General features: G+C 54.4%; 27 protein-coding genes. 16 read left to right on the top strand and 11 right to left on the bottom strand.

All coding sequences use genetic code 11. The features are described from left to right. Both dprA and topA read left to right on the top strand, forming a co-directional pair. The coding region (gene dprA / locus TA5113_RS12245) for a DNA-processing protein DprA (protein ID WP_058316733.1) at positions 1-994 on the top strand (994 nt) is incomplete at its 5' end. A gap of 140 nt (positions 995-1,134) precedes the next feature. After that, a complete protein-coding gene (gene topA, locus TA5113_RS12240) occupies positions 1,135-3,786 on the top strand; it encodes a type I DNA topoisomerase (RefSeq protein WP_058314045.1) in 2,652 nt (883 codons plus the stop codon). Positions 3,787-3,861: 75 nt separating this feature from the next. On the opposite strand, the gene TA5113_RS12235 is transcribed toward topA, so the two are convergent. Further along, complete coding sequence (locus TA5113_RS12235; protein ID WP_058314044.1) at positions 3,862-4,149, bottom strand: I78 family peptidase inhibitor; 288 nt, start codon at positions 4,147-4,149, stop codon at positions 3,862-3,864. A gap of 213 nt (positions 4,150-4,362) precedes the next feature. On the opposite strand from TA5113_RS12235, the gene TA5113_RS12230 reads away from it, so the two are divergent. Continuing rightward, positions 4,363-5,067: a CoA transferase subunit A gene (locus TA5113_RS12230; RefSeq protein WP_058314043.1), complete on the top strand. Its 705-nt coding sequence runs from the start codon at positions 4,363-4,365 to the stop codon at positions 5,065-5,067. Between the two features lie 2 nt (positions 5,068-5,069). Beyond that, a complete protein-coding gene (locus tag TA5113_RS12225; protein WP_058314042.1) occupies positions 5,070-5,696 on the top strand; it encodes a 3-oxoacid CoA-transferase subunit B in 627 nt (208 codons plus the stop codon). 50 nt (positions 5,697-5,746) lie between these two features. On the opposite strand, the gene TA5113_RS12220 is transcribed toward TA5113_RS12225, so the two are convergent. Next, positions 5,747-6,487, bottom strand: coding sequence for a M23 family metallopeptidase (locus tag TA5113_RS12220; RefSeq protein ID WP_165589413.1), 741 nt, complete (start codon positions 6,485-6,487; stop codon positions 5,747-5,749). A gap of 4 nt (positions 6,488-6,491) precedes the next feature. Between TA5113_RS12220 and TA5113_RS12215 the strand changes: the two genes are divergently transcribed. The 4 genes from TA5113_RS12215 to aat all read left to right on the top strand — a co-directional run bounded on the left by TA5113_RS12215 (position 6,492) and on the right by aat (position 9,685). Then, on the top strand, positions 6,492-7,028 hold the full coding sequence (locus TA5113_RS12215) for a LuxR family transcriptional regulator (RefSeq protein ID WP_058314078.1): 537 nt from the start codon (positions 6,492-6,494) through the stop codon (positions 7,026-7,028). Positions 7,029-7,179: 151 nt separating this feature from the next. Continuing rightward, complete coding sequence (accB, locus tag TA5113_RS12210) at positions 7,180-7,668, top strand: acetyl-CoA carboxylase biotin carboxyl carrier protein (RefSeq protein WP_058314040.1); 489 nt, start codon at positions 7,180-7,182, stop codon at positions 7,666-7,668. A 10-nt stretch (positions 7,669-7,678) separates the two neighbouring features. Beyond that, complete coding sequence (gene accC, locus TA5113_RS12205) at positions 7,679-9,025, top strand: acetyl-CoA carboxylase biotin carboxylase subunit (protein WP_058314039.1); 1,347 nt, start codon at positions 7,679-7,681, stop codon at positions 9,023-9,025. A gap of 21 nt (positions 9,026-9,046) precedes the next feature. Further along, complete coding sequence (gene aat / locus TA5113_RS12200; protein WP_058314038.1) at positions 9,047-9,685, top strand: leucyl/phenylalanyl-tRNA--protein transferase; 639 nt, start codon at positions 9,047-9,049, stop codon at positions 9,683-9,685. Here the strand turns inward: aat and TA5113_RS12195 are convergent. From TA5113_RS12195 to TA5113_RS12185, 3 genes are read right to left on the bottom strand one after another with little or no spacing between them, the layout of a single operon-like run. After that, complete coding sequence (locus TA5113_RS12195; protein WP_082625802.1) at positions 9,631-10,128, bottom strand: DUF2155 domain-containing protein; 498 nt, start codon at positions 10,126-10,128, stop codon at positions 9,631-9,633. The genes aat and TA5113_RS12195 overlap by 55 nt on opposite strands. Continuing rightward, entirely contained in the window at positions 10,125-10,571 is a 447-nt protein-coding gene (gene mlaD, locus TA5113_RS12190) for an outer membrane lipid asymmetry maintenance protein MlaD (protein ID WP_058314037.1), read from the bottom strand. Before mlaD ends, TA5113_RS12195 begins: the two co-directional genes overlap by 4 nt. Positions 10,572-10,599: 28 nt before the next feature. After that, positions 10,600-10,986 (bottom strand): NADH:ubiquinone oxidoreductase subunit NDUFA12, encoded by a 387-nt coding sequence (locus tag TA5113_RS12185; RefSeq protein WP_058314036.1) that lies wholly within the window; start codon positions 10,984-10,986, stop codon positions 10,600-10,602. Positions 10,987-11,137: 151 nt separating this feature from the next. Between TA5113_RS12185 and TA5113_RS17325 the strand changes: the two genes are divergently transcribed. The 7 genes from TA5113_RS17325 (at position 11,138) to TA5113_RS12155 (ending at position 17,380) form a co-directional block, all read left to right on the top strand. Continuing rightward, complete coding sequence (locus TA5113_RS17325; protein ID WP_306338550.1) at positions 11,138-11,686, top strand: AbrB family transcriptional regulator; 549 nt, start codon at positions 11,138-11,140, stop codon at positions 11,684-11,686. Further along, positions 11,623-12,162 carry an AbrB family transcriptional regulator gene (locus tag TA5113_RS17320; protein ID WP_306338548.1) on the top strand — a complete coding sequence of 180 codons (540 nt, stop codon included), beginning with the start codon at positions 11,623-11,625 and terminating at the stop codon, positions 12,160-12,162. The genes TA5113_RS17325 and TA5113_RS17320 overlap by 64 nt, the downstream gene beginning before the upstream one ends. Before the next feature lie 185 nt (positions 12,163-12,347). Further along, the gene (gene nadA / locus TA5113_RS12175; protein ID WP_058314034.1) at positions 12,348-13,397 is read left to right on the top strand and encodes a quinolinate synthase NadA; all 1,050 of its coding nucleotides are present in this window, start codon (positions 12,348-12,350) and stop codon (positions 13,395-13,397) included. Between the two features lie 6 nt (positions 13,398-13,403). Beyond that, positions 13,404-14,966, top strand: a complete 1,563-nt coding sequence (locus TA5113_RS12170) for an L-aspartate oxidase (protein ID WP_058314033.1) — start codon at positions 13,404-13,406, stop codon at positions 14,964-14,966. Then, entirely contained in the window at positions 14,963-15,811 is an 849-nt protein-coding gene (gene nadC, locus TA5113_RS12165; RefSeq protein WP_058314032.1) for a carboxylating nicotinate-nucleotide diphosphorylase, read from the top strand. Before TA5113_RS12170 ends, nadC begins: the two co-directional genes overlap by 4 nt. Positions 15,812-15,858: 47 nt before the next feature. Further along, positions 15,859-16,194: a hypothetical protein gene (locus tag TA5113_RS12160; protein ID WP_058314031.1), complete on the top strand. Its 336-nt coding sequence runs from the start codon at positions 15,859-15,861 to the stop codon at positions 16,192-16,194. A gap of 133 nt (positions 16,195-16,327) precedes the next feature. Further along, positions 16,328-17,380: a putative sugar O-methyltransferase gene (locus TA5113_RS12155; protein WP_058314030.1), complete on the top strand. Its 1,053-nt coding sequence runs from the start codon at positions 16,328-16,330 to the stop codon at positions 17,378-17,380. Positions 17,381-17,404: 24 nt separating this feature from the next. Here TA5113_RS12155 and TA5113_RS12150 read toward each other — a convergent pair whose 3' ends face one another. The 6 genes from TA5113_RS12150 to TA5113_RS12125 all read right to left on the bottom strand — a co-directional run bounded on the left by TA5113_RS12150 (position 17,405) and on the right by TA5113_RS12125 (position 21,567). Continuing rightward, positions 17,405-18,052, bottom strand: coding sequence for a GDSL-type esterase/lipase family protein (locus tag TA5113_RS12150; RefSeq protein WP_058314029.1), 648 nt, complete (start codon positions 18,050-18,052; stop codon positions 17,405-17,407). Between the two features lie 64 nt (positions 18,053-18,116). Beyond that, the gene (nusB, locus tag TA5113_RS12145; RefSeq protein ID WP_058314028.1) at positions 18,117-18,602 is read right to left on the bottom strand and encodes a transcription antitermination factor NusB; all 486 of its coding nucleotides are present in this window, start codon (positions 18,600-18,602) and stop codon (positions 18,117-18,119) included. Beyond that, on the bottom strand, positions 18,599-19,150 hold the full coding sequence (locus TA5113_RS12140) for a 6,7-dimethyl-8-ribityllumazine synthase (RefSeq protein ID WP_058314027.1): 552 nt from the start codon (positions 19,148-19,150) through the stop codon (positions 18,599-18,601). The genes nusB and TA5113_RS12140 overlap by 4 nt, the downstream gene beginning before the upstream one ends. Positions 19,151-19,153: 3 nt before the next feature. Continuing rightward, complete coding sequence (gene ribB, locus TA5113_RS12135; protein ID WP_058314026.1) at positions 19,154-20,272, bottom strand: 3,4-dihydroxy-2-butanone-4-phosphate synthase; 1,119 nt, start codon at positions 20,270-20,272, stop codon at positions 19,154-19,156. Between the two features lie 129 nt (positions 20,273-20,401). Beyond that, positions 20,402-20,974, bottom strand: a complete 573-nt coding sequence (locus TA5113_RS12130; RefSeq protein WP_058314025.1) for a hypothetical protein — start codon at positions 20,972-20,974, stop codon at positions 20,402-20,404. After that, positions 20,971-21,567, bottom strand: a complete 597-nt coding sequence (locus TA5113_RS12125) for a riboflavin synthase (RefSeq protein WP_058314024.1) — start codon at positions 21,565-21,567, stop codon at positions 20,971-20,973. Before TA5113_RS12125 ends, TA5113_RS12130 begins: the two co-directional genes overlap by 4 nt. 170 nt (positions 21,568-21,737) lie before the next feature. Between TA5113_RS12125 and TA5113_RS12120 the strand changes: the two genes are divergently transcribed. After that, positions 21,738-23,030 carry a capsule polysaccharide biogenesis protein gene (locus TA5113_RS12120; RefSeq protein ID WP_058316731.1) on the top strand — a complete coding sequence of 431 codons (1,293 nt, stop codon included), beginning with the start codon at positions 21,738-21,740 and terminating at the stop codon, positions 23,028-23,030. The last annotated feature ends 48 nt before the right edge of the window (positions 23,031-23,078 follow it).

The following is a 23,078-nucleotide window of genomic DNA, read 5'->3' as shown; positions in this document are numbered from 1 at the left end:
TGCATTGCCGAGGATCGCGGCGGCGGCTGGGGTTAAGGATTATAAGCCTTGCTCTGCTGAAACGATTGAGCGCGAAATAGAAGCAGCCCAGAAATTTGGGGCCACGGCAATTTATCATGGCGCCAAGGACTACCCAACCGCGCTTTATGACTTGCCTGACGCGCCCCCCTTCTTTTGGGCGCGTGGTGACCTATCACTGCTAACCAAACCAAAAATCGCCCTTGTCGGTGCCCGCAATGCCTCGTCCTTGGGGACGCGCATGGCGCGGGGCTTGGCCAAAGACTTGGGTGAAAACGGTCATGTCATCGTAAGCGGTTTGGCGCGCGGCATTGATACAGCCGCACACAAGGCCGCTTTGGACACGGGAACCATCGCCGTTTTCGCTGGTGGCGTGGATGTGACCTACCCGGTCGAAAACACCCATCTTGCGGCGGATATCGCAGAAAAAGGCCTGATCCTGTCCGAACAACCCATGGGCTTGCAACCACAAGCCCGGCATTTCCCAACGCGCAATCGCATCGTATCTGGGCTTGCGAAAGCTGTGGTCGTTGTTGAAGCGGCGACGAAATCAGGCTCGCTGATCACCGCGCGCAACGCGCTTGATCAAGGGCGCGATGTGTTGGCCGTTCCCGGTCACCCGATTGATACTCGCGCCGCTGGCTGCAATTTGCTCCTGCGCGACGGCGCGACTTTGGTGCGCTCTGCCAAGGATGTGCTTGAAGCCATCGAGCCGATTGTTCCAAAGCCCCAACAAGAAGAACTCGATTTCGCGAAGCGCCCTTCCACAGCAAGGTCTGGAGCGGAACCGCTGCGAGACATCTCTAAACTCCACCGCCAAGTCATCGACCGGATTACCCACGCCCCAATGGCCGAAGATCATCTAATTCGCGATTTGGATATGCCGACACAGCAAGCGGCCTCTGTGCTGACTGACCTAGAGCTGGACGGCAAAATCGCGCGAACCGCAAGCGGGTTGCTCATCCGAAACGGTTGACCCCGACCAATCAGCGCCCAAATTCCGATCAGAAATTATCAATTTGAGCTTGATAATTTCGAAGTCATTGACATTCCCCTCTTTCCCCCCACATTTTCTCCCGCCATAAGGCCGACCATATTGAGTCGAGAGGAAATTGAATGCCCGTTGTTGTTGTAGAGTCCCCGGCGAAGGCCAAAACCATCAATAAATACTTGGGCTCCGACTACACTGTACTGGCCTCATACGGCCATATTCGCGACCTTCCATCCAAGGATGGATCCGTCGACACCGAAAACGATTTTGCCATGACGTGGGAGGTGGACACAAAATCCCGTCCCCATGTGAAGGCCATTGCCGATGCTTTGAAAGAAGACAACGCATTGATCCTCGCGACCGACCCCGATCGCGAAGGGGAAGCGATTTCTTGGCACTTGGAAGAAGCGCTGCGTAAACGTCGTGCAATCAAGAAAGACACGCCAGTCAGCCGCGTCGTGTTCAACGCGATCACCAAATCAGCCGTCACCGAGGCGATGCAAAACCCACGCCAAGTGGACGAGCCATTGGTAGAAGCCTATCTGGCCCGCCGTGCGCTCGACTACCTTGTGGGTTTCAAGCTGTCCCCGGTTCTGTGGCGCAAACTGCCCGGCGCGCGTTCTGCCGGTCGCGTGCAATCGGTTTGCCTGCGACTAATCGTAGAGCGCGAAGAAGAAATCGAAGCATTCAACGCGGTTGAGTACTGGTCTGTTCGTGCACTGCTTCAAACCCCAAGGGGCAAAGATTTCGAAGCGCGCCTGACGGTTCTGGGCGGCGAGAAGCTCGACAAAATGTCCCTGAAGGACAGCACCGCTGCGGAACTTGCAGTTCAGGCGGTAACATCCCGGAATCTCTCGGTTAAATCCGTTGAAGCCAAGCCTGCGAACCGCAACCCGTCTGCGCCGTTCATGACCTCGACGTTGCAGCAAGAGGCCAGCCGCAAGTTCGGCATGGGCGCGCGGCAATGTATGAACACGGCCCAGCGTCTCTATGAGGCGGGCTATATCACCTATATGCGTACGGATGGCATTGATATGGCGCCCGAGGCCGTATCTGCTGCGCGTGACGCGATTGCCGATCGCTATGGTGCGGAATACGTCCCTTCCCAGCCGCGGATCTACAAAAACAAAGCCAAAAACGCTCAAGAAGCGCACGAATGTATCCGCCCAACGGATATGACCCGTGATGCATCTCAGCTTAAGGTTTCGGAAGACGATCAGCGCAAGCTGTATGATCTGATCTGGAAACGCACCCTGGCCTGCCAGATGGAAGGCGCGCGTCTGGAACGCACGACCGTGGACATCGCATCTGACGATGGCCAGGTGGTGCTGCGTGCCAACGGTCAAGTGGTCCTGTTTGACGGGTTCATGCGGGTCTATGAAGAAGGCCGCGATGATGTGGCGCGCGATGAAGATGACGATAAGCGCCTACCACAAATCATGCAGGGAGAGGCGATCACCTTTGGCGGCTCGGGTCTTATGGACCAGTTTGCAAAAGCGACTGGTCAGGAAAATGTCATCGACAGCGGCATGTTGCGGGATGACAAGGCGATCATCAGCGAAAACGCTGGCGTTCTAGCGCTGCAACACCACACCCAGCCACCGCCACGCTACACTGAAGCGACTTTGGTGAAGCGCATGGAAGAGCTGGGCATTGGCCGCCCGTCCACTTACGCTTCCGTCATCACCACCATTCAAGACCGCGAATATGTGCGCAAAGAACAGAACCGTCTGTTCCCAGAGGAAAAAGGGCGGATCGTGACGATCTTCCTGATGAACTTCTTCCGCAAATATGTGGGCTATGAGTTCACCGCAAACTTGGAAAGCAGCTTGGATGACGTCTCTGCTGGCGATGTGGAATACAAACAGGTCCTGAGCGAGTTCTGGCGCGACTTCTCCGCAGCGATTGCCGAAACCAGCGACCTGAAAGTGTCTGAAGTTCTGACGATCCTCGACACTGCGCTTGCGCCGCAGCTTTACCCGCCGCGCGAAGACGGCAAAGACCCGCGTTGCTGCCCGAAATGTGAAGACGGCAAGCTGCACCTTAAGACCTCTCGCACCGGCGGCTTTGTGGGCTGCGGCAACTATCCAGAGTGTAATTACACCAGAACAATTGCCGGCTCAGAAGGTGACGACAAACTGCTGGGCAAAGATGGCGAAGACGAGATCTGGCTGAAGGACGGGCGTTACGGTGCCTATGTGCAGCGTGGCGAAGTTACGCCTGAAAATAAAAAGCCAAAACGCAGCTCCCTGCCCCTGCCCCGTCATGGCGGCTGGCCAAAGGATCAGACCACGCTAGAACAAGCGGTGCAGCTTCTGTCGCTGCCACGCAATATCGGTGACCACCCAGAAGGTGGCCGGATCAGCGCGAACCTTGGGCGCTTTGGCCCCTACATCATGCACAAACTGCCCGGCGACGAAAAACCGGTCTATGTTAGCCTGAAAAACTACATGGAAATGTTTGAAGTGGGCATGAACCTCGCCGTTGAACAGCTTGCCGACAAACGCGCGAACCCGGGCCGCGGTCGCGGCGCGGCGGCAAAAGCGCTGCGCGAGATGGGGGATCATCCAGATGGCGGCAAGATGAGCGTCATGGAAGGACGTTACGGGCCCTATATCAAATGGGAAAAGGTCAATGCGACCTTACCCAAAGAGATCGACCCCAAAGAATTGACCGTTGAAAAAGCCATTGAGCTGGTCAACGAGAAAGCCGCAGCCAAAGGCGTGAAGAAAAAGAAAGCGCCGGCAAAGAAAAAGAAGGCGGCCGCGAAAAAATAGCGTTTGATGTGCCGGGCTGAAGCCCCGCATACCCATGAAACGCGACTGTAAGCCGGGCTTCAGCCCGGCTTATTCTTATCCGCAATAGGCGCGCGTGATAATTCCATTGAAATCCGTCAACAGGTTCAAGCGCGTTGGCACCAAGTCCATTGTCGCCACATCACCTGGTTTGAGAATACGCGTTTTTTCGGGAAGTAGGGCTGGATCAAAATCCATTGCGGCCATCCCCACGACATCCAACGCGACAATTTCATCGCAGGTATAGGGTTTGTCCCTGTCGTCAATACCCGTTTGCCCCGCTTGAGGCGTGCAGCCTACACTGAGAGCCGCAGCACAGAAAAAGAAAACTGAACGAATTAACATATTTGCCTCATGAGAAACCAGACGGCAGATTAGCCTACACCCATTTGATCCCTAAATTAGAATGCTTTTCAAGCGGGTCTCACAAAGAAGCATTTTGCCTTTTGGCGTCTACCAGCGCCCAACCGTAGAAATACCGGGAAACACCCGTAGCCGTTGACTTGCCCAGCCCTTTTCCCAATACCAAGCTCAAGTGAATTTCTTAGGGAGAGGACTATGCAAAAAGTCTTTGCAAATGCCACAGAAGCGCTGGATGGCCTTCTAGAGGATGGCATGCTGATCGCTGCGGGCGGCTTTGGCCTTTGCGGCATTCCGGAATTGCTGCTTGATGCCATCAAAGCTGCAGGCACCAAGGACCTGACATTTGCATCCAATAACGCGGGTGTTGATGATTTTGGGATCGGTATCCTGTTGCAAACCAAACAGGTCAAAAAGATGATGTCGTCCTATGTGGGCGAGAACGCTGAATTTATGCGTCAATATCTCTCCGGCGAGCTGGAGCTTGAATTCAACCCACAAGGTACATTGGCCGAACGCATGCGCGCCGGTGGTGCAGGCATTCCGGGCTTTTATACGCAAACCGGCGTTGGCACGGTGATTGCGGAAGGCAAAGACGTGAAATCCTGGAATGGCAAAGACTATATTCTGGAAGAAGGCATTTTTGCAGACCTGTCCATCGTGAAGGCTTGGAAAGCGGATGAAACCGGCAACGCCATTTTCCGCAAGACGGCACGGAACTTTAACGTCCCAGCCGCGAAATGCGGCAAGGTCTGCGTTCTTGAAGTTGAAGAAATTGTGCCAACTGGCTCCCTTGACCCGGATGCGATCCATCTCCCCGGTATCTATGTGAACCGCATCATTCAAGGGGACCACGAAAAACGCATTGAACAGCGCACCACCCGTCCACGTGAGGAGGCATAAACATGGCTTGGGATCGTAACCAAATGGCGGCGCGGGCTGCGCAGGAACTGGAAGACGGCATGTATGTGAACCTCGGCATCGGGATCCCGACGCTGGTGGCGAACTATGTGGGCGACAAAGACATCACGCTGCAATCAGAGAATGGAATGCTCGGCATGGGCCCCTTCCCGATTGAAGGCGATGAGGATGCGGACCTGATCAACGCAGGGAAGCAAACCATCACGGAACTCGACCGCACAGCCTATTTTGATAGCGCTGAATCCTTTGCGATGATCCGCGGCGGCAAGATTGCTGCGGCGATCTTGGGCGCGATGGAAGTGGCTGAGAACGGAGATCTCGCAAACTGGATGATCCCCGGCAAGCTCGTGAAAGGCATGGGCGGCGCGATGGATCTCGTTGCCGGCGTTGGCCGCGTGATCGTTGTGATGGATCACGCGAACAAACACGGCGAATCCAAACTTCTGAAAGAGTGCACCTTGCCCCTTACTGGTAAAGGCGTCGTCGACCGGATCATCACCAACTTTGGCGTATTGGATGTGGTTGAAGGAGGCTTAAAGATCGTTGAAGTGGCGGACGGCGTCACCGAAGACGAGCTTCGCGCCGCAACCGAAGCGACGATCGTGAACTGATCAATCGAGATCAGCGCATCTGAAAAACCCGGCCAAAGTGCCGGGTTTTTTCAATTACAGGGCACCGGATAGGTTAACAAAAAAGTATCCGTCCCAAGACCGTCGTGCTTGGGCGCATAGCAGGTTACTTTTCCTTCACCATCAACCCAGAAAAGATTTGGATCACGAGCGCTGCGAACAATACTTGTGCCGCGGTAAAGCGTTTCAAAATGTAGGTGCGGAAAGCCGCTGGAAAGAAATCCACTAATTCCAAGCGTTCCAATCTGCTGCCCGCGTGCCACTTGATCCCCGACGACCGAGATACGATCGTCCAGATGCACATAGCGTGTCCTAGATGTCTTACCGGATGAATCTGCGGGGTGCAGAATTTCGATTTGATTACCGAACGCCGGACCCCAATAAGATCGAATGACTTTTCCCCCTGCCGCCGCTAAGACTGGGGTGCCGATCGGGGCGTGAATATCGAAACCGTAATGCTCATTGCCTTCGATCTTTCTGAATTGTTGTGTAATTGAGGGCGCATTGGCCGGCATCACCACATCAATCGGTGTGTGATAAGACCGCCCATAGCCTGCTGCTGTCCCAAAAGCTTTTTCATCAGAAAGGCATCCGCTGAGCGCCAACAGCGCTCCGGTAAAAAGTAAAAAAATCCTCATTCTTTGTACCCAATCTATTTTCCATCCCAGAATGAGACTGCGAAAGAAAACCGGCTCGGTCAATGACTTCGCGCGAAGAGGAAAGTCGTCGCAAACTCTTGGCATTCGCCCCAGCCTGTGCATTGTTGCGCCCATGTCGATTTCAGATCTCGCCTTCACCCATGCGCCCATAGGCATTTGCGTTCTGGAAAACCGGATTGTGCGCGCACCCAATGAAGCCTTTGCGGCCATGTTCGGGAAAACCGTCGAAGCATGTCGCGGCAAATCCATTGCGGAATTCTATGCTTCTGAGGAAGACTTTGAGAACATCGGCGCTAAAGTCAAAGATGCCCTTGAAGAACAAGGCGCTTATCACGATGAGCGCATTATGAAACGGGCCGATGGCAGCCTGTTTTGGTGCCGTGTAAGGGGCAAGTCCCTGACGCCGGAAAACCCGTTCCATTGTGGTGTTTGGACCTTTGCCGATCTCTCGGATGAACGTCCGGTTGTCAGCCTCACCCAAAGGGAACGAGAGATCGCGATTCTCACTTGCCGTGGCATGACTTCGAAAGAAATTGGACTGGAACTGGAAATCAGTTACCGCACCGTCGAAGAGTATCGCGCCCGCCTTTTGAAAAAGTTCGGCGCACGTAAGCTCGCGGAATTGGTGGCAAAACTCTCTGGGATGCCACTTTGAGACTAAGTGGCGAAAATTCCCCCTTGCCAAGTTAAAAACAAGCGCTTTCTTAGACGAAGGGCCGCTTTCACTTGTCGAAAATTTGCCCTATAAGCCTCCCCTAGGGGAAACAAACTTAGTGCGCGCGCCCGGCGCGCGACAGAGGACAAACATGAGCAAAAAAACCACCGACTCTGACGTCGCCTTTATTCAGGCTCTGGCAGAGCTGTTGCAGTCCAACGAATTGACCGAAATCGAAGTCATGCGCGAATATGGCGAAGATGACAGCATCAACGTGCGTGTCAGCCGCCAGAAAGAAGTGGTCGCCGCCGTTGCAGCACCAGCAGCAGCAGCACCGGTTGCCGCCGCGCCAGCTGCAGCACCCGCCGCAGCTCCGGCAGCTGCCAATGATGATCCGGCAAGCCATCCAGGCGCCGTGACCTCTCCGATGGTCGGCACTGTGTATCTGCAAGCGGAACCTGGCGCGCCAGCGTTTATCTCTGTCGGTGCAACCGTTTCTGAAGGTGACACATTGCTGATCGTTGAAGCGATGAAGACCATGAACCACATTCCGGCAACAAAATCCGGTACTGTGAAACGCATTCTGGTCGAAGACGGCGCGTCCGTTGAATTTGGCGCACCTCTGGTCATCATCGAGTAAGGCACTGACGATGTTTGACAAAATCCTTATTGCCAACCGTGGCGAGATCGCATTGCGTGTGATCCGTGCCTGCCGCGAGATGGGCATCCAGTCTGTTGCGGTGCACTCCACCGCGGACGCAGATGCGATGCACGTGCGCATGGCGGATGAGGCTGTCTGCATCGGCCCTGCGCCGGGCACCGACAGCTACCTGAACATGGCGTCTATCATTGCCGCCTGTGAAATAACCGGCGCGCAAGCGATCCACCCGGGTTATGGCTTCCTCTCGGAAAACGCGAACTTTGTGCAGATCGTGGAAGATCATGACCTGACATTCATCGGCCCTACAGCCGAGCATATCCGCGTGATGGGTGACAAGATCACCGCCAAGGACACTATGAAAGATCTGGGCGTGCCTTGTGTGCCGGGTTCTGACGGTGGTGTACCTGATCTGGAGGCAGCCAAGCGTATTGGTGAAGAGATCGGCTATCCGGTGATCATCAAAGCCACCGCCGGTGGTGGTGGTCGCGGTATGAAAGTGGCGCAAACCGCTGCGGACATGGAATCGGCCTTTAGGACCGCGCGTGCAGAAGGCAAAGCCGCCTTTGGTAACGATGAGGTCTATATCGAAAAGTACCTCACCACCCCACGCCACATCGAGATCCAAGTCTTTGGTGACGGCAAAGGCAAAGCGGTGCATTTGGGTGAACGCGATTGTTCCCTGCAGCGTCGCCACCAAAAGGTCTTTGAAGAGGCACCCGGCCCTTGCATCACGCCAGAAGAACGTGCGGCAATCGGTAAAGTCTGTGCGGATGCGGTTGCGAAGATCAACTATATCGGCGCGGGTACCATCGAGTTCCTGTATGAGAATGGCGAGTTCTACTTCATCGAGATGAACACCCGCCTTCAAGTGGAACATCCGGTGACCGAAAGCATCTTTGGTGTGGACTTGGTGCGCGAACAAATCCGAGTCGCCGCAGGCATGGATATGTCTTTTGGTCAGGATGATCTGGAAATCAACGGACACTCCATCGAGGTTCGCCTGAACGCAGAACGCCTTCCAAACTTTGCACCATGTCCGGGTAAAATCACTCAGTTCCACGCTCCTGGCGGTCTGGGTGTGCGCATGGACTCAGCATTGTACGATGGCTACTCCATCCCCCCTTACTACGACAGCTTGATTGGCAAACTGATCGTGCATGGTCGGGATCGCGCAGAGGCGCTCGCGCGTCTGCACCGTGCTTTGGGTGAGCTGATCATCGACGGTATCGACACCACCGTTCCTTTGTTCCACGCTTTGCTGGAAGAAGAAGACATCCACACTGGTGAATACAACATTCACTGGTTGGAGAAATGGCTCGAGGCCACTTACGACTGATGCCTTTGGGCGTGCAATAACATGGGCCATATCACGCCAGAAATGTTAATGCGCGCCTATGGTTTGGGTGTCTTTCCCATGTCGGAGCATCGGGACGATCCAGAAATATTCTGGGTCGACCCAAAACGCCGCGGCGTCTTTCCTATCGACGATTTTCATATTTCCCGAAGCTTGACGAAACGCATTCGTCGGGGCGGATTTCGTGTGTCGTTGAATAAAGATTTCGAAGGTGTTCTCGATGGGTGCGCAGACCGATCAGATACTTGGATCAACGGCGAAATCCGCAAACTATACATAGCGTTACACGAGAAATCTCAAGCGCATTCCATAGAAGTATGGTCCGAAGATGATCGCCTGATTGGCGGCGTCTACGGTGTTACCTTGGGCGCTGCGTTTTTTGGGGAAAGCATGTTTTCACGGGTAACGGATGCCAGCAAAATCGCGCTGGCTTACCTGACCACGCATCTCTCAAAATGTGGCTTTGAACTGTTTGACACGCAGTTCTTAACGGAGCATTTGCAATCACTTGGCGCAATCGAGCTGTCCCGTGATGAATACCATGAGGCGCTGGCAAAAGCTGTCGTCAAACAAGCAGATATTCAGGCTTATTCATTGCCTTCAGCGGCGGCAGTCGTGCAGCGTAGAACCCAGACGTCATAGCGTGCATGATCCATTGCGCTAAGCGCTGGGGAAGATGCAATCATCCAGCCTTGAAAGGCTGGCTCACCCACTGCCGGGCCATCGTAGATCGTTAGGAATGCAAAAGCTTCACCGGTCGCATTGTCATCGGGGTGACGGCACTCTGCCAAATCAACCCGCAAATTGCCAAAGCCAACGCTAAAGCCGTTTTGCAGCTCGAAATCTTCGACCTGCCCGCTGAGCTTATCCAAGCCGCGCAGCACAGCGCCTGTACCCGGGACCGCACGCACCTCTTCGATGACTTCTTCGAACAGAGGCGACTGGCGCAGGAAAATACCGTCTTCTAAACCGTCCAGCTCGATAATCGTTCCATCAAGCGTGCTGTCGAGTTCTTCAATAATGATGTCTTGCGCGGACGCGAACGATGCCGAAAGCGCCAATGCCGCGATCGTCAGCCGTTTCATTCGTCGCCACCGGACACAAATTTCAGAAGCAGTGAGATCAAGCTAACCGCGCCTTGCGTGTCTTCGATCTCGGCCCCCTCTTCCAAATTGAAAGGCGAACCACCCGGCAGGATTTCCACGAAGTTCCCACCCAAAAGACCCTCTGAAGAAATGACAACTGCTGTATCGTCAGGAAGCAAAATATCGTCCTGAACGGTCAATTGCGCGTCGGCGCGGAATGTTTGTGGGTTCAGCGCGATATCGGTCACGGTACCAATTTTGACGCCTGCGAGCCGTACATCTGTGCCCACCGTCACACCTTCAATGGAGCGGAATGAAGCATTCAGATCGTATCCGCTAGAGCTGGATGCGAAACCCGTGGCTTGCCCCATATAAACGGCAAATCCAATTGCCGCCGCAAGAACGACGCCGCCGACCGCGATTTCAGTGTTTTGAGCTGCCATGTGTTGCCCGTACCGCTACTTAATCTACTTAGGACTCCGGGGACCAGGCCTCGTAGTCAGACCGTTCCGTCGGGGTTTTCGTACGGATAGAACCTGATGGCGCATATGCCAAGGCCGTTCCGGTCAGATTTTCCTGATGTGGCTTTTCCCAAGACTTCTTTTTCAGCGGCTTTTCGGACGGAACCTCGTCAAAGGTGCGATGCAACCATCCATGCCAATCAGGACTCACCCGGCTGGCTTCCGCTTCGCCGTTGTAAATCACCCAGCGTTTGCTGTCGTCGGCGTTGCGGTAATACGCATTGCCCTGATCGTCTTCGCCGACCTTTTCGCCTTTGCGCCAAGTAAAAATCTGGGTGTTGAGCGTCTGCCCGTTCCACCAAGTTACTGCACGCAAAAGAGAGTTTAGAATGCCCATAGGCGCCTCCAAGTCGATACACAATCTATGCCCGATAAGGCTTTAGACGTCTAGTCATTGCAAGGGATAGTTTAAAGCAAGCAAGCCACCGCGCAGATTTGTCTTCCCGACGCAGCAGAAAGGCCGTAAGCCAGTTTGGTAAGAGGCCCGAATGAATAACATCGCAACGCAGCTAAAGACCTATGGGATTGGCGCCACCGGCGTTTTACTTTTCATTCTGCTTGGCCTGCCCCTTCCTTTTTTGATGGGACCGCTGGTGTTGTGCCTGATAGCGGCTTTGCTTGGCGCAAACCTTCAGATGCAGAAATTTCTGAACTTTGCGTTCCGCACGATACTCGGCGTTGCGATCGGTGCGTCCATTACGCCAGACGTGTTGGCTACGGTTCCGCGTATGGCAACCTCACTTGCAATTGTGCCCGTGTTTATCGTGCTCATCGGCCTGACATCTTATCCGCTCTTCCGCAAACTCTTCAAACTTGATCCAGTGACGTCCTACTACGGCGCAATGCCCGGCGGGCTTCAGGACTTGCTGATTTTCGGGGAGGCCGCCGGTGGCAATGTGCGGGCGCTGAGTTTGATCCATGCGACGCGTGTCCTAATGATCATCGGCCTTGCACCTATTGTTTTGAGCGCATTTTGGGACGTAGACCTTCTTGCTCGACCGGAAAAGCAGCAACTGAAACACCGCCTCTCCAACTAGCGCTGTTTGTTTTTGCCGGTCTTGGCGGTTGGTGGCTTGCAGCTAAGCTCAAGTTGCTTGGCGCGACGATCATTGGCCCAATGATCCTAACCACAATTCTAAGCTTAAGTGGGATTATCACCCAACGCCCGCCCGCTGAAATGATCTGGGCAAGTCAGTTTTTCATCGCCATTGGGGTGGGCGCCAAATACGTGGGGCTTACTTGGGACGAATTCAAACGCTACGTTTTTGCGGGCGTTGTGAACGGGCTACAGCTTGCCCTGCTCTCCTTGATTTTCATCGAAGTGATTGTGGTTTTCGGTGTTGCTCCTGGGCTGGATGCATTTCTTGCGTTTTTGCCCGGCGGACAGTCCGAAATGGTCGTTCTAGCGATTATCGCGGGCGGCGATCTAACCTATGTGGTCCTGCATCACATCCTTAGAATCGTCATGATTGTTTCGTTTGCTCCCGTTCTGCTCCGTTGGCTCGGTCGTTAGCGCAAACTTTGCCACCTTATTTGACCGCGTGGAAAAATACGCCAACTCACGACGAAACGTTGGTTGGTTTTCCAAACCAATTTCGGGAAAATTGCACTTATCTTCCCCCTAAAGCCCTTATAACGCTCGCCTATATTGTAACAGGCGTGTAAATGCACCTTAACGCACTCATAGGGAACAGACCGATGCTCGATCTTACCAATTTGCGCAAGGACCTTAACGAGGCTTACGACCTCAAGCCAAACCCAGAATTGGCGGATTCCATGCAGGACATCTATCAAACGATGGACCGCGTGATCTCGCCTGCTGACTGGGCAATTTATGCGCCCTATGTGAAGGCGATTAATGACCTCAAGAAAGAACGCAACGCGGTCATTCTGGGCCACAATTATATGACGCCGGAAATTTTTCACGGGGTCAGTGACTTTGTCGGCGACAGCCTGCAGCTTGCCATGCAAGCGGGTAAGGTCGAGGCTGATGTGATCGTCCAAGCGGGCGTGCACTTCATGGCGGAAACGTCCAAAATCCTCAGCCCTGAGAAAACCGTTCTTATGCCGGACATGGCCGCAGGGTGTTCCTTGGCGGAATCAATCACCGCCGAAGGCATCGAAGAAATGCGCGCCAAATACCCAGGCGCGCCTGTGGTGTCTTATGTGAACACAACAGCTGAGGTGAAAGCCGCCTCTGACATTTGCTGCACATCGTCCAATGCGGTGCAAATCGTGGACGCGATGGACAGCGATACTGTGATCATGACACCTGATCAGTTCCTTGCACAAAACGTGGCCAATCAATCCAAGAAGAAAGTGGTCTTCTGGGAAGGCTCTTGCATCGTGCACGAGCTATATACCGCCGACGATCTGCGCGCCTATCGCGAATTGGATCCAGAAGTCAAAATCATCGCCCACCCGGAATGTACGCCGGCGGTTGTCGCGGAATCTGACTTTACCGGCTCCACCAGCGGCATCATCAAATGGGTCCATGACAACAAGCCATCAAAAGCGATGCTTGTGACGGAATGCTCTATGGCGTCAAACATCGCCGATGAGCTGCCGGAAGTGGAATTTGCCAAACCGTGCAACATGTGCCCTTACATGAAGAAGATCTCGCTCGAAAAAATCCTTTATGTGCTGCACACCATGGAAAACCAGGTCGAAGTGGACGCCGAAGTTGCGGTGAAAGCACGCCAGTCTGTACAAGCTATGATCGATCTTTCTAAGAAACTGGGTCTTTAAGAACAGATGAAAGAGATTACGACCGACAGAATAGTCATTGTCGGTGCGGGCTTGGGCGGGCTTTATGCGGCGCTGAAACTGGCGCCGCGCCCTGTGGTGGTGATTTCACCAGAGCCCCTTGGTAAAGGCGCTAGCTCTGCTTGGGCGCAAGGTGGCGTTGCAGCGGCCATGAATGCCAATGACAGCCCGGAAAACCATGCGCGTGATACTGTGAATGCAGGCGCGGGTACCGTGGATGCCAAGGTCGCAACCATGGTCACCCAAGAAGCGCGCGACCACATCCTTGACCTCACAACACTGGGCACACCGTTTGATCGTACGGATGACGGCCAATATGTGTTGGGCCGAGAAGCCGCCCACAGTTTTGCACGCGTTGTCCGCGTGAAGGGCGATCAGGCGGGCGCCGAAATCATGGCCGCCCTTATTGAAAAGACCCGCGAGACCCCATCGATCCAAGTGCTGGAAGGCACGATGGCTGTGGAGCTTGACGTTCAAGACGGAGCGGTCACCGGCATCGCCATTCAGGAAAGCGACGACGAACGCTCAGAACCCGTGATGCTGCGCGGTTCCGCCTATCTTTTGGCGGGTGGCGGCTCTGGTGGGCTTTATGCGATCACCACGAACCCGCCACGTATTCGCGGCCAAGTGATTGGTATGGCGGCACGCGCTGGTGCTGAAATTGATGACGCGGAATTTGTACAGTTCCATCCCACCGCGATGGATGTGGGCGAAGACCCTGCCCCACTAGCAACAGAAGCGCTGCGCGGCGAAGGCGCGATCCTGATCAACAAGCACGGCGAGCGGTTCATGACCGCTGTGCACCCTGACGCCGAACTTGCCCCCCGCGACGTGGTGGCTCGCGCGATCTTTGCACAGCACCAGAAGGGCAACCGCCCTATGCTCGACACGCGCGAGGCTCTGGGAGAAGACATCAAATCACTCTTCCCGTCGGTGGCCGAATATTGCGCGCGCAATAACATCGACCCAGCAAAAGAAGCGATCCCAGTCGCCCCTGCTGCCCATTACCATATGGGCGGCGTCGCGACTGACACCCAGGGCCGCGCTTCCTTACAGAACCTGTGGGTCTGCGGTGAAGCCTCATCGACTGGCCTGCATGGTGCCAATCGTCTGGCCTCCAACGGTCTGCTGGAGGCCCTCGTCTTTGCGCGCATTTGTGCGAATGGGATTGCTGAGGGGCGGAACCCAACCAATGCTCCAGAAGTCGATTTGGTATTTGACGGCATCGGCTTCCCTCCGGACTCGCAAGCCGTAGATGCACTGCGCCAAACCATGACCAACCATGTGGGTGTTGTCCGCGATGCGGCGGGGCTGAAACAAGCGCTCTTTAACATCGCTTCGCTGGAAGCGCGTGATCCCTCCCCAAGCTTTCAGAATATGTGCGCAACCGCGACCCTGATTGCAGCGACCGCGCTGTTGCGCGAGGAAAGCCGCGGGGCGCATGAACGTTCCGATTTCCCAGACACCTTGCCGGGAAAGGGCCGCCGCTCCAAAATGACATTTGCAGAGGCGCGCGCGCTGCGTGACTCGCTAATCGAGGAAGACACATGAGCTTTGCAACCGTCCCTGATCTGATCCTTGAACCCATGGTGCGCAACGCCCTGATGGAAGATCTTGGCAGCTATGGCGATGTAACCACTCGCGCTGTTATCCCCGCAGAAACCACCTATGCCGCCCGTATCAACGCACGCGAGGATGCGGTGGTGTCTGGAATGCAGGTGGCCGCGCTGGCCTTTCGCTTGGTCGACCCAGAGCTGAAAGTGAAAACTCTGATCGCAGACGGGCAGCCTTGCAAAAAGGGTGACACGTTGATGGAAATCAGTGGCAAAGCCGCCTCCATCCTCTCTGGCGAACGGGTCGCGTTGAACTATGCAGGCCGCCTGACTGGCATCGCGACCATGACAGCCAGCTTTGTGGCCGAAACCAAGGGCACCAAGGCGCGGGTCACCTGCACCCGCAAGACCACACCGAATATGCGTCTGGTGGAAAAGCTCGCGGTGCTGCATGGCGGAGGCCACAACCACCGCTACTCGCTGTCTGATGCGATCCTGATCAAGGACAACCACATTGCTGCCGCAGGTGGTGTGCGTCAGGTTCTGGAAGCGACCAAAGCCCATGCCAGCCATATGATGGCGGTGGAGATCGAAGTGGACACGCTGGAACAGCTATCCGAGGTGCTAGACACCGGTGGTGCGTCCGTTGTGCTCTTGGACAATATGGACAACGACATGCTGCGCGAAGCGGTGGGCATGGTTGATGGCCGCATCAAGACTGAGGCCAGTGGCAATGTAAAACTTGACAGGATCGCATCTATTTCGGCGACTGGCGTGGATTACATTTCGTCCGGCGCGTTGACCCATTCGGCTCGGACCGTGGATTTGGGATTGGATTTTTAAGATCAACCTCTAAGGTGTTGTCACATCTAACATTTAACGAGTGACCGATGATCTATAAATCTATTTTTGCAACCAGCATTGCGCTACTTCTTTTGCAAGCCTGTCAACCGATTGAACCAGCCGTTAAGGCTGACGAGCCAACAACATTTTATTACACCGAAGCCAACCTTTCGGGCCTTAGACCCGTCCGCCCTTATCCAAATGCCGGTGACGTCTGCGAGCTTCTGGGTGAGAGCAAAAACACTGCAGTTTTGCGCATTGACGACGCCGACCTCATTGCCTGCCCAAAACATGAAAAAGGCGCTATCGCAGATCGCAAACGCGAAGGCGCGCGCGTTGTCGGCAATGCAAAGCACTGGGTCATTCTGAGTGTTCAGTCATAAATTGAAAACCGGGCTTCGGCCCGGCAAACATTTCAATCCTGCCAATTCCAAAATTTTTGTATGCGTTCACGCAATGCGGCGTTAGACCAAATGAGACAACGCACCCCTAATTATTCGCGAATGTGATCTGCCAATGCCAAAGACCCAATTTCAATCTGACCTATCTTTGATGCTGTCAGACATGGAAACCGCCGATCCACTCTATAAACCGACGAACTTCTGGTCATCGGGATTTCCTTCCATTCTTAAAGACATTGAGGCGCTAGGGATCGAGAGCTTTCGGTCGCACCCTTCTGCGGCTTTTTTCTACGTTCCGGTCTACGCCTCCAATACACTGCGCAAACGCGGCAAATTTGTTCTGCCTCTGGCGCGACTCATGAGTGAAAGAAAAAAACAAAAATTCATGCGTCGCCTGACGCGCGAAGATCGTGCGCTGGATGATTACCGCATTTTCCGCGCAAGTTCGGTCAAGGGCGGTTTGGATTTGGACAGCGTGTCTGAAAATTCCGCTGGCGGCGGCGAGCGGTTTGAATTTGGCGATCGATCTTACAGTCGCTCGATGCTGAACTACATGCGGGCGCTCAATCTCTACAAACGCGAGGTGGATAGCAGCGATCTGATAAGTGTCCTGGAGATCGGCGGGGGTTACGGCACTTTAGGAGAAATTCTTCTGAAAGCGGTGACCGATGGTTTTTATGTGAATGTAGACATTCCTCCATTAGCAGCGATTTCCACTTACTACCTTCGCGAGGTTTTCGGGGCTGACAATGTTCTTGGCTACACCCAGTCTCGTGACATGGACGAGATCGACCTTGATGAGTTGCGCAAAAAGTACAGAGCGGTTGTCCTATGCCCCTGGCAGCTCCCAAAGGTAACGGGCCAAATGGACCTCTTTGCGAATTTTATGTCGTTTCAAGAAATGGAGCCGGAAGTCGTCAGCAATTACATCAAAATAGTACAGCCCATCGTCGCCAAGCATGTCCTGACCCGGAACTCTGCGGTGGGAAAAAAGCTTGCGACCAAAGAGGGCGAAGTTGGCGTCATGCGCCAAGTGAAATCTGAATTCATTCAGCAGGAATTTGATCAATTCGAGACGATCGCCAAAGACTCCTTCGTCTATGGCGCAGAGAACCTTTCCGGCAGCTATGTCTCGGAAGTGGTTGTCATGGAGCGCCGCAAACCCTGAAGGAACTTGAGGCCAAAGCTCCGCCTACGGGACCAAACGCTGAGCCAACATCTCCGCAAAATCCGCATGGGTTTCAGCATCCCAGTGAATCGCGTCTAGCTCGCTCGACTTAAGCGTTTCATTGGGGTCAACAAATGTACACCCTCGTTCCTGTGCAAGGTGTTTGATTTGCGCAGGAAGGCGCTTTGACACATCGACTGCGTCCTTGAAATCTAAAGCCCGGTGCTCTGCCTGCGCAGGATCAAGCGCACCGTCCAGATTGATTGCCAAGGGTGCGACCAAGATTAGGCGGTTTGCGCCACGACCTACCAGCTCATCTGATTTTAGGATCAGATCCACCAAATGCCCAAGGCCAGTGATAATGTCGCGTTCGGACAATGCAAAGCGGCGTTTGAAATCATTGGTGCCAAGCATCATGACCACATGCTCGATCGGCATATGCGTGCGCAGGGCAACCACCAGATCATCATAAGCGCTATTTAGGCGCATCACAGGATCGGGGCCAGTGGCGCAGCGGCCATTCAAACCTTCGGAGATGACGTCAAAATCTGCACCCAGCAGCCCAGACAACCGACCCACCCAGCGCACCTCCTTTGGAAACCGCCCGCCCGTGGCAGGGTCAAATCCCCACGTATTGGAATCCCCGAAACAGAGAACGCGCTTTTCGGTCATGTCATGCCCTCATTGCCAGTCTTGAAATAGGAGACAAAAAAGCCGGGCTGATGCCCGGCCTACGTTAGAACTCTTCTGGTTTGGCTTCGCGGGCCATATGGTCGAGCACCGCGTTCACAAACTTGCCTTCCTTCCCTTCCGGGAAGAAAGCCTGCGCCACTTGCACGAACTCGACAATCACCACTTTGGCGGGTGTCTCGCCTTGGGTCAGCTCGGCACCCGCAGCACGGAACACGGCGCGCAAGGTGCTGTCGATACGGCCCAGCGGCCATTTCGCAACCAAAGCCCGGTCTGTCATCTGGTCCACCAGCGCCTGATGGTTCACGGCTTCTTGCAAAAGCATTGTGAACAGCTCCACGTCGCCTTCCAGCATCGCATAACCATCAAACTCTTCGCCAAAGCGGTGATCCAAGAATTCCAAGCGCACCTGATCGAAGGTCTGACCAGAATGTTCCATCTGATACAGTGCTTGCACCGCGAAAAAGCGGGCAGCGGATTTCATCTTGCGTTTCTGGTTGCCGGACAGGCCAGCTTTGGCTTCAGACGTCATGCGGTCGGGGTACCCTTGCTATCACCCGCAATTTTGAACTCTTCAGAGGAAGGAAGGAATCCAACCCCTTCTCGCGGGCTGCCCCATTTGCGCGAAAGCGCCACGAGATGCAAGGCCGCAGCGGCCGCTCCGCCACCTTTATTTTGATCTTTTGGATCAGCGCGCACTTCGGCTTGCTTTCTGTTCTCAACAGTCAAGATGCCGTTGCCAATCGCCAGCCCTTGCAGACCCAGCAATTGAATCGCGCGCGAGCTGTCGTTGCAAACCGTGTCATAGTGCGTGGTTTCACCCCGGATCACACAGCCCAAGGCGACATAACCGTCGTAATTTGACAGGCGTTCGGCCATGCCGATAGCAGTCGGGATTTCCAATGCGCCGGGCACTTCCACGATCTCATGGGAGCCGCCGCTTGCTTCAATTTCGGCGATGGCCCCTGAAATCATATTGTCCGCGATATCTTTGTAATACGGGGAAACAACGATCAGGATCTTCACCGGCTTGGTGAACTCTGCGCGGGGCATGATGTAGTGTTGTTCTGCGCCAGCCATGATTTATTCCTTTTCAATCGGACGGGTGCCGACAATTTCCAGACCAAAGGCATCAAGGCCCACATATTTTGTGCTTGGGGAGTTGGTCAGCAAGACCAGCTTCTCCAGTCCCATTTTAGATAAGATCTGCGAGCCCAAACCAATCTGCTTGATTGTCCGAGGCCCCTGATCTTCGCCAGCATAAAGCGCGTTGTGCGGAGAGCGGAACAGGCAGACAACACCGCGGCCCTCTTTTGCGACAATCTCCATCGCTGTTTGCAACTCGTCTGCACGTTTGCGGCCCAGACCCAGCAGGTCGTTGGCCTCATGCAGCGCGTGTGTGCGCACCAGCACCGGCTCGTCGGTCGTTACATCCCCTTTGATCATCACCACATGCTCAACCCCGTGGGTTTGGTCTGTGTAGATGCGCATCTCCCAGTCGCCACCAAATTCAGACTGAACGGTTTCGCGGGAGGTTTCGACGACCAGGTTGTCATTGCGAGAGCGGTAGGAGATCAGATCAGAGATCGTGCCGATCTTCAGATCATGTTTCTTTGCAAATTCCACCAGATCAGGAAGACGCGCCATGGTGCCATCGTCATTCATGATCTCACAAATCACGGAAGACGGATAATGACCGGCGAGGCGAGAGACGTCACAGCCTGCTTCCGTATGCCCTGCGCGCATCAGCACGCCACCCCGGCGGGCGCGAAGTGGAAAGACGTGACCGGGGGTCGCTATATCCGCGGATGTGCAATTGGGATCGATTGCCGTTGCGACGGTCAAAGCCCGGTCCGCAGCAGAGATACCAGTGGTGACACCTTCCCGCGCTTCAATCGAGATGGTGAAGGCCGTTTCATGACGCGAGGAATTGTGCAGCGCCATCATGGGCAGGCCCAGCTCTTCGATGCGCTCCGCTGGCAATGTCAGACAGACCAGACCGCGCCCATGGGTGGCCATGAAGTTGATAGCATCGGCATCCGCAAAGCTCGCCGGGATCACCAAGTCCCCCTCGTTTTCGCGGTCTTCGTGGTCCACAAGGATATACATCTTGCCCTGACGAGCGTCTTCGATGATGTCTTCAATCGGGCTAATTGCGTTGCGCAAAGAAGCCTCAACCGGGCCTGGCGTTTCAAAGCTCATGATATGCCTTTCAAAGCGTAAGTTGCCGATGCCTTAGCTTATCCGCAAAAGGATGACTAGTGGATCAATTTTCGAAACGTTGCGGTATTTTGCAAAAGGTCCACTCAGCAAAAAGCATCAGCCTACCGACTAAAAATATTCTGATGCGTGCAGGTAACCGGCCGCTTTTCCCGCCGTATACCACTCATTCTCAAGGGGCGCGTCGCCAATCACCAGTACCGCGCTTCCTGACAACTTTTGGCTTTGCATCAAACCCGCCACTTTGTTTCGCATGGTACTCCAGTCTTCATGAAATAAGGGCGCGAAGTCTGCGGCATCGATTGTTCTGTTAGCGGCGAGAACGGATTTTGGCGTGTTTGGCGGATAGACCAAAGACAGTTTCTTGGCATTTCGCACCTTTTGCAGAGCCGCTTCTCGCGCTTCAGGCATTTTCGCACCCTGCCCGATAATACGCAGCGCATTTGACGAGAACATCAACGCCAAAATGTCTTGGCCAGATGCCTGACGAACCTTGGCATAGGTTTTGTAATCCATCCCAAGTTCTTGAGCCCGTTTCATTCGCATACGCACGATCGACAGGGGAATGGTTTTGCGCATCAACGCGCGTTGCGCAGAGCGCCATTGATGGGTTCGCCAACGGTGACCGGGCTCCATGGTCGGACCATTGTTATGCCCGATGCCGTGAACTACCTTTTCGGTCATGGCTTGGCCGTCATCTCTGCAAGCCGCGCCACGTAGCGCGCAAGCGTATCGATCTCTAGGTTCACCTTGTCACCAACCTGCACCTCGCCCCATGTGGTCACCTGCTGGGTATGGGGGATCACATTGATGCCAAAGGTCGCGCCATCCACTTCATTCACGGTCAAGGACGTGCCATTCAAAGTGACCGAGCCCTTTTCAGCGATGAACTTCGCCAAATCAGCCGGCGCACTGAAAGAGATGCGGGTGCTGTCGCCCTCGTCTTTCATGGCGACAATTTCCGCAACCCCATCGACATGACCTGAAACAATGTGGCCACCCAGCTCGTCACCCACTTTCAACGCGCGCTCTAAGTTGATTTTTTTGCCAACCACCCAGCTGTCAATATTGGTCTTGTCGACGGACTCTGCGGAAATTTCCACATCATACCAATCTTCGCCCAGACGGATCACAGTCAGGCAGCAGCCATCAGAGGCGATAGACGCGCCTAGATCAATCGTGGCCGGATCATAAGAGGTCTTAATCCGCGCACGCAGGTCGCCGCGTTGCTCCAGCTCGATGATTTCGCCAATATCTGTGATGATCCCAGTGAACATGGTCGTTTCCGTCTTTGCGTGAAAAATCGTGTCCCACAGGTAACGCTCTGCCCTCAAATAGACAAGCGATAGACCTGCTGCCTTACTTTTGCCCCACAGGTTAATTAACGTTTTTGAAAAGGCGACGCGATAAGTTGCTACTAAAAAAGTACATGAGGCACGGGCAGATAATGTTGCAGGCAGGCGGCAACGACCGCGTATTTCTCTTTTTACAAGGGCCCCACGGGCCTTTTTTCAAAGGCTTGGCAAACATGCTGCGCCGATCAGGGGCGACATGCTATCGCGTTGGCTTTAACGCAGGCGACGCGTTTTTCTGGAAAAACAAAGAAACATTCATTCCCTTCAAAGAGAACCAGAAGGCTTGGTCCGATTTCTTTGAGACCTTGATTGCTGAGAAATCCGTTACCGACTTGGTGCTCTATGGGGATGTACGCGAGATTCATGCGCAGGCGATCAAGATTGCCAAAGCAAATGGCATTCAGGTGCACATCTTTGAAGAAGGCTACTTGCGCCCGTTCTGGATTACCTATGAGCGAGACGGCTCCAACGGCAATTCTCGTTTGATGAATATGACGATCCCGCAGATGCAAAAAGCGTTGGAAGGATCGGATCTTGATCCCCCCATGCCCCCCAGCCATTGGGGCGACATGCGTCAGCACGTTTTCTACGGGGCGCTTTACCATTGGTTCGTGATGTTCAGAAACCACGGGTTCAAGAACTTCAAACCCCATCGCGCTCTGAATGTGCGCCAAGAGTTCCGTCTTTATCTGCGCCGCTTGTTACGCATGCCGATGCACGCCCTAGAGCGTCGCATTGCGACATACCGAGTACGCTATGGCGGGTTCCCTTACCATTTGGCTCTTTTGCAGCTGGAACATGACTCCAGTTTTCCAGAACATTCCCCGTTTAACACCATGGCAGAATTCCTTGAATTGGTTATGGAAAACTTCGCTCAAGGGGCACCGCAACACCACCATTTGGTGATCAAAGCGCACCCATTGGAAGATGGTCGTATTCCCGTCAGACGCACCATCAAAAAACTGGCCAAGACCTACGGTGTAGAAGACCGTGTGCATTTCGTACGTGGTGGTAAATTGGCGCAACTTCTGAACGATGCGCGCTCGGCGGTCACAGTGAACTCGACGGCAGGCCAGCAGGTCTTGTGGCGCGGCATTCCGCTCAAGATTTTTGGTAAGGCGGTTTATGACCAACCGGAATTCATCGCGAACCAATCCCTAAGCCGCTTCTTTGCCGGAGCGATCCGACCTGACATGATGGCCTATCGCGAATACCGCCGTTTCTTGTTGGAAACGAGCCAGGTTTCAGGTGGCTTTTATTCCCGTGCAGGCAGACGTCAACTGATGCGGCAGGTGGTTGACATGATGCTGTCACCCGAAGATCCGTATGAAGCGCTTGCTTCTGGTACAGCGGCTCCAAGGCAACAGTTGCGGGCGGTGACATAACGACCACAAGGTCTAGTGCTGGATTTTATCCACGAATTAGGGTAACTT

This window comes from Cognatishimia activa (assembly GCF_001458335.1).
Taxonomy (GTDB): Bacteria; Pseudomonadota; Alphaproteobacteria; order Rhodobacterales; family Rhodobacteraceae; genus Cognatishimia; species Cognatishimia activa.
The sequence above is the reverse complement of the archived record's forward strand: the minus strand, read 5'-3'. Positions and strand labels throughout refer to the sequence as shown.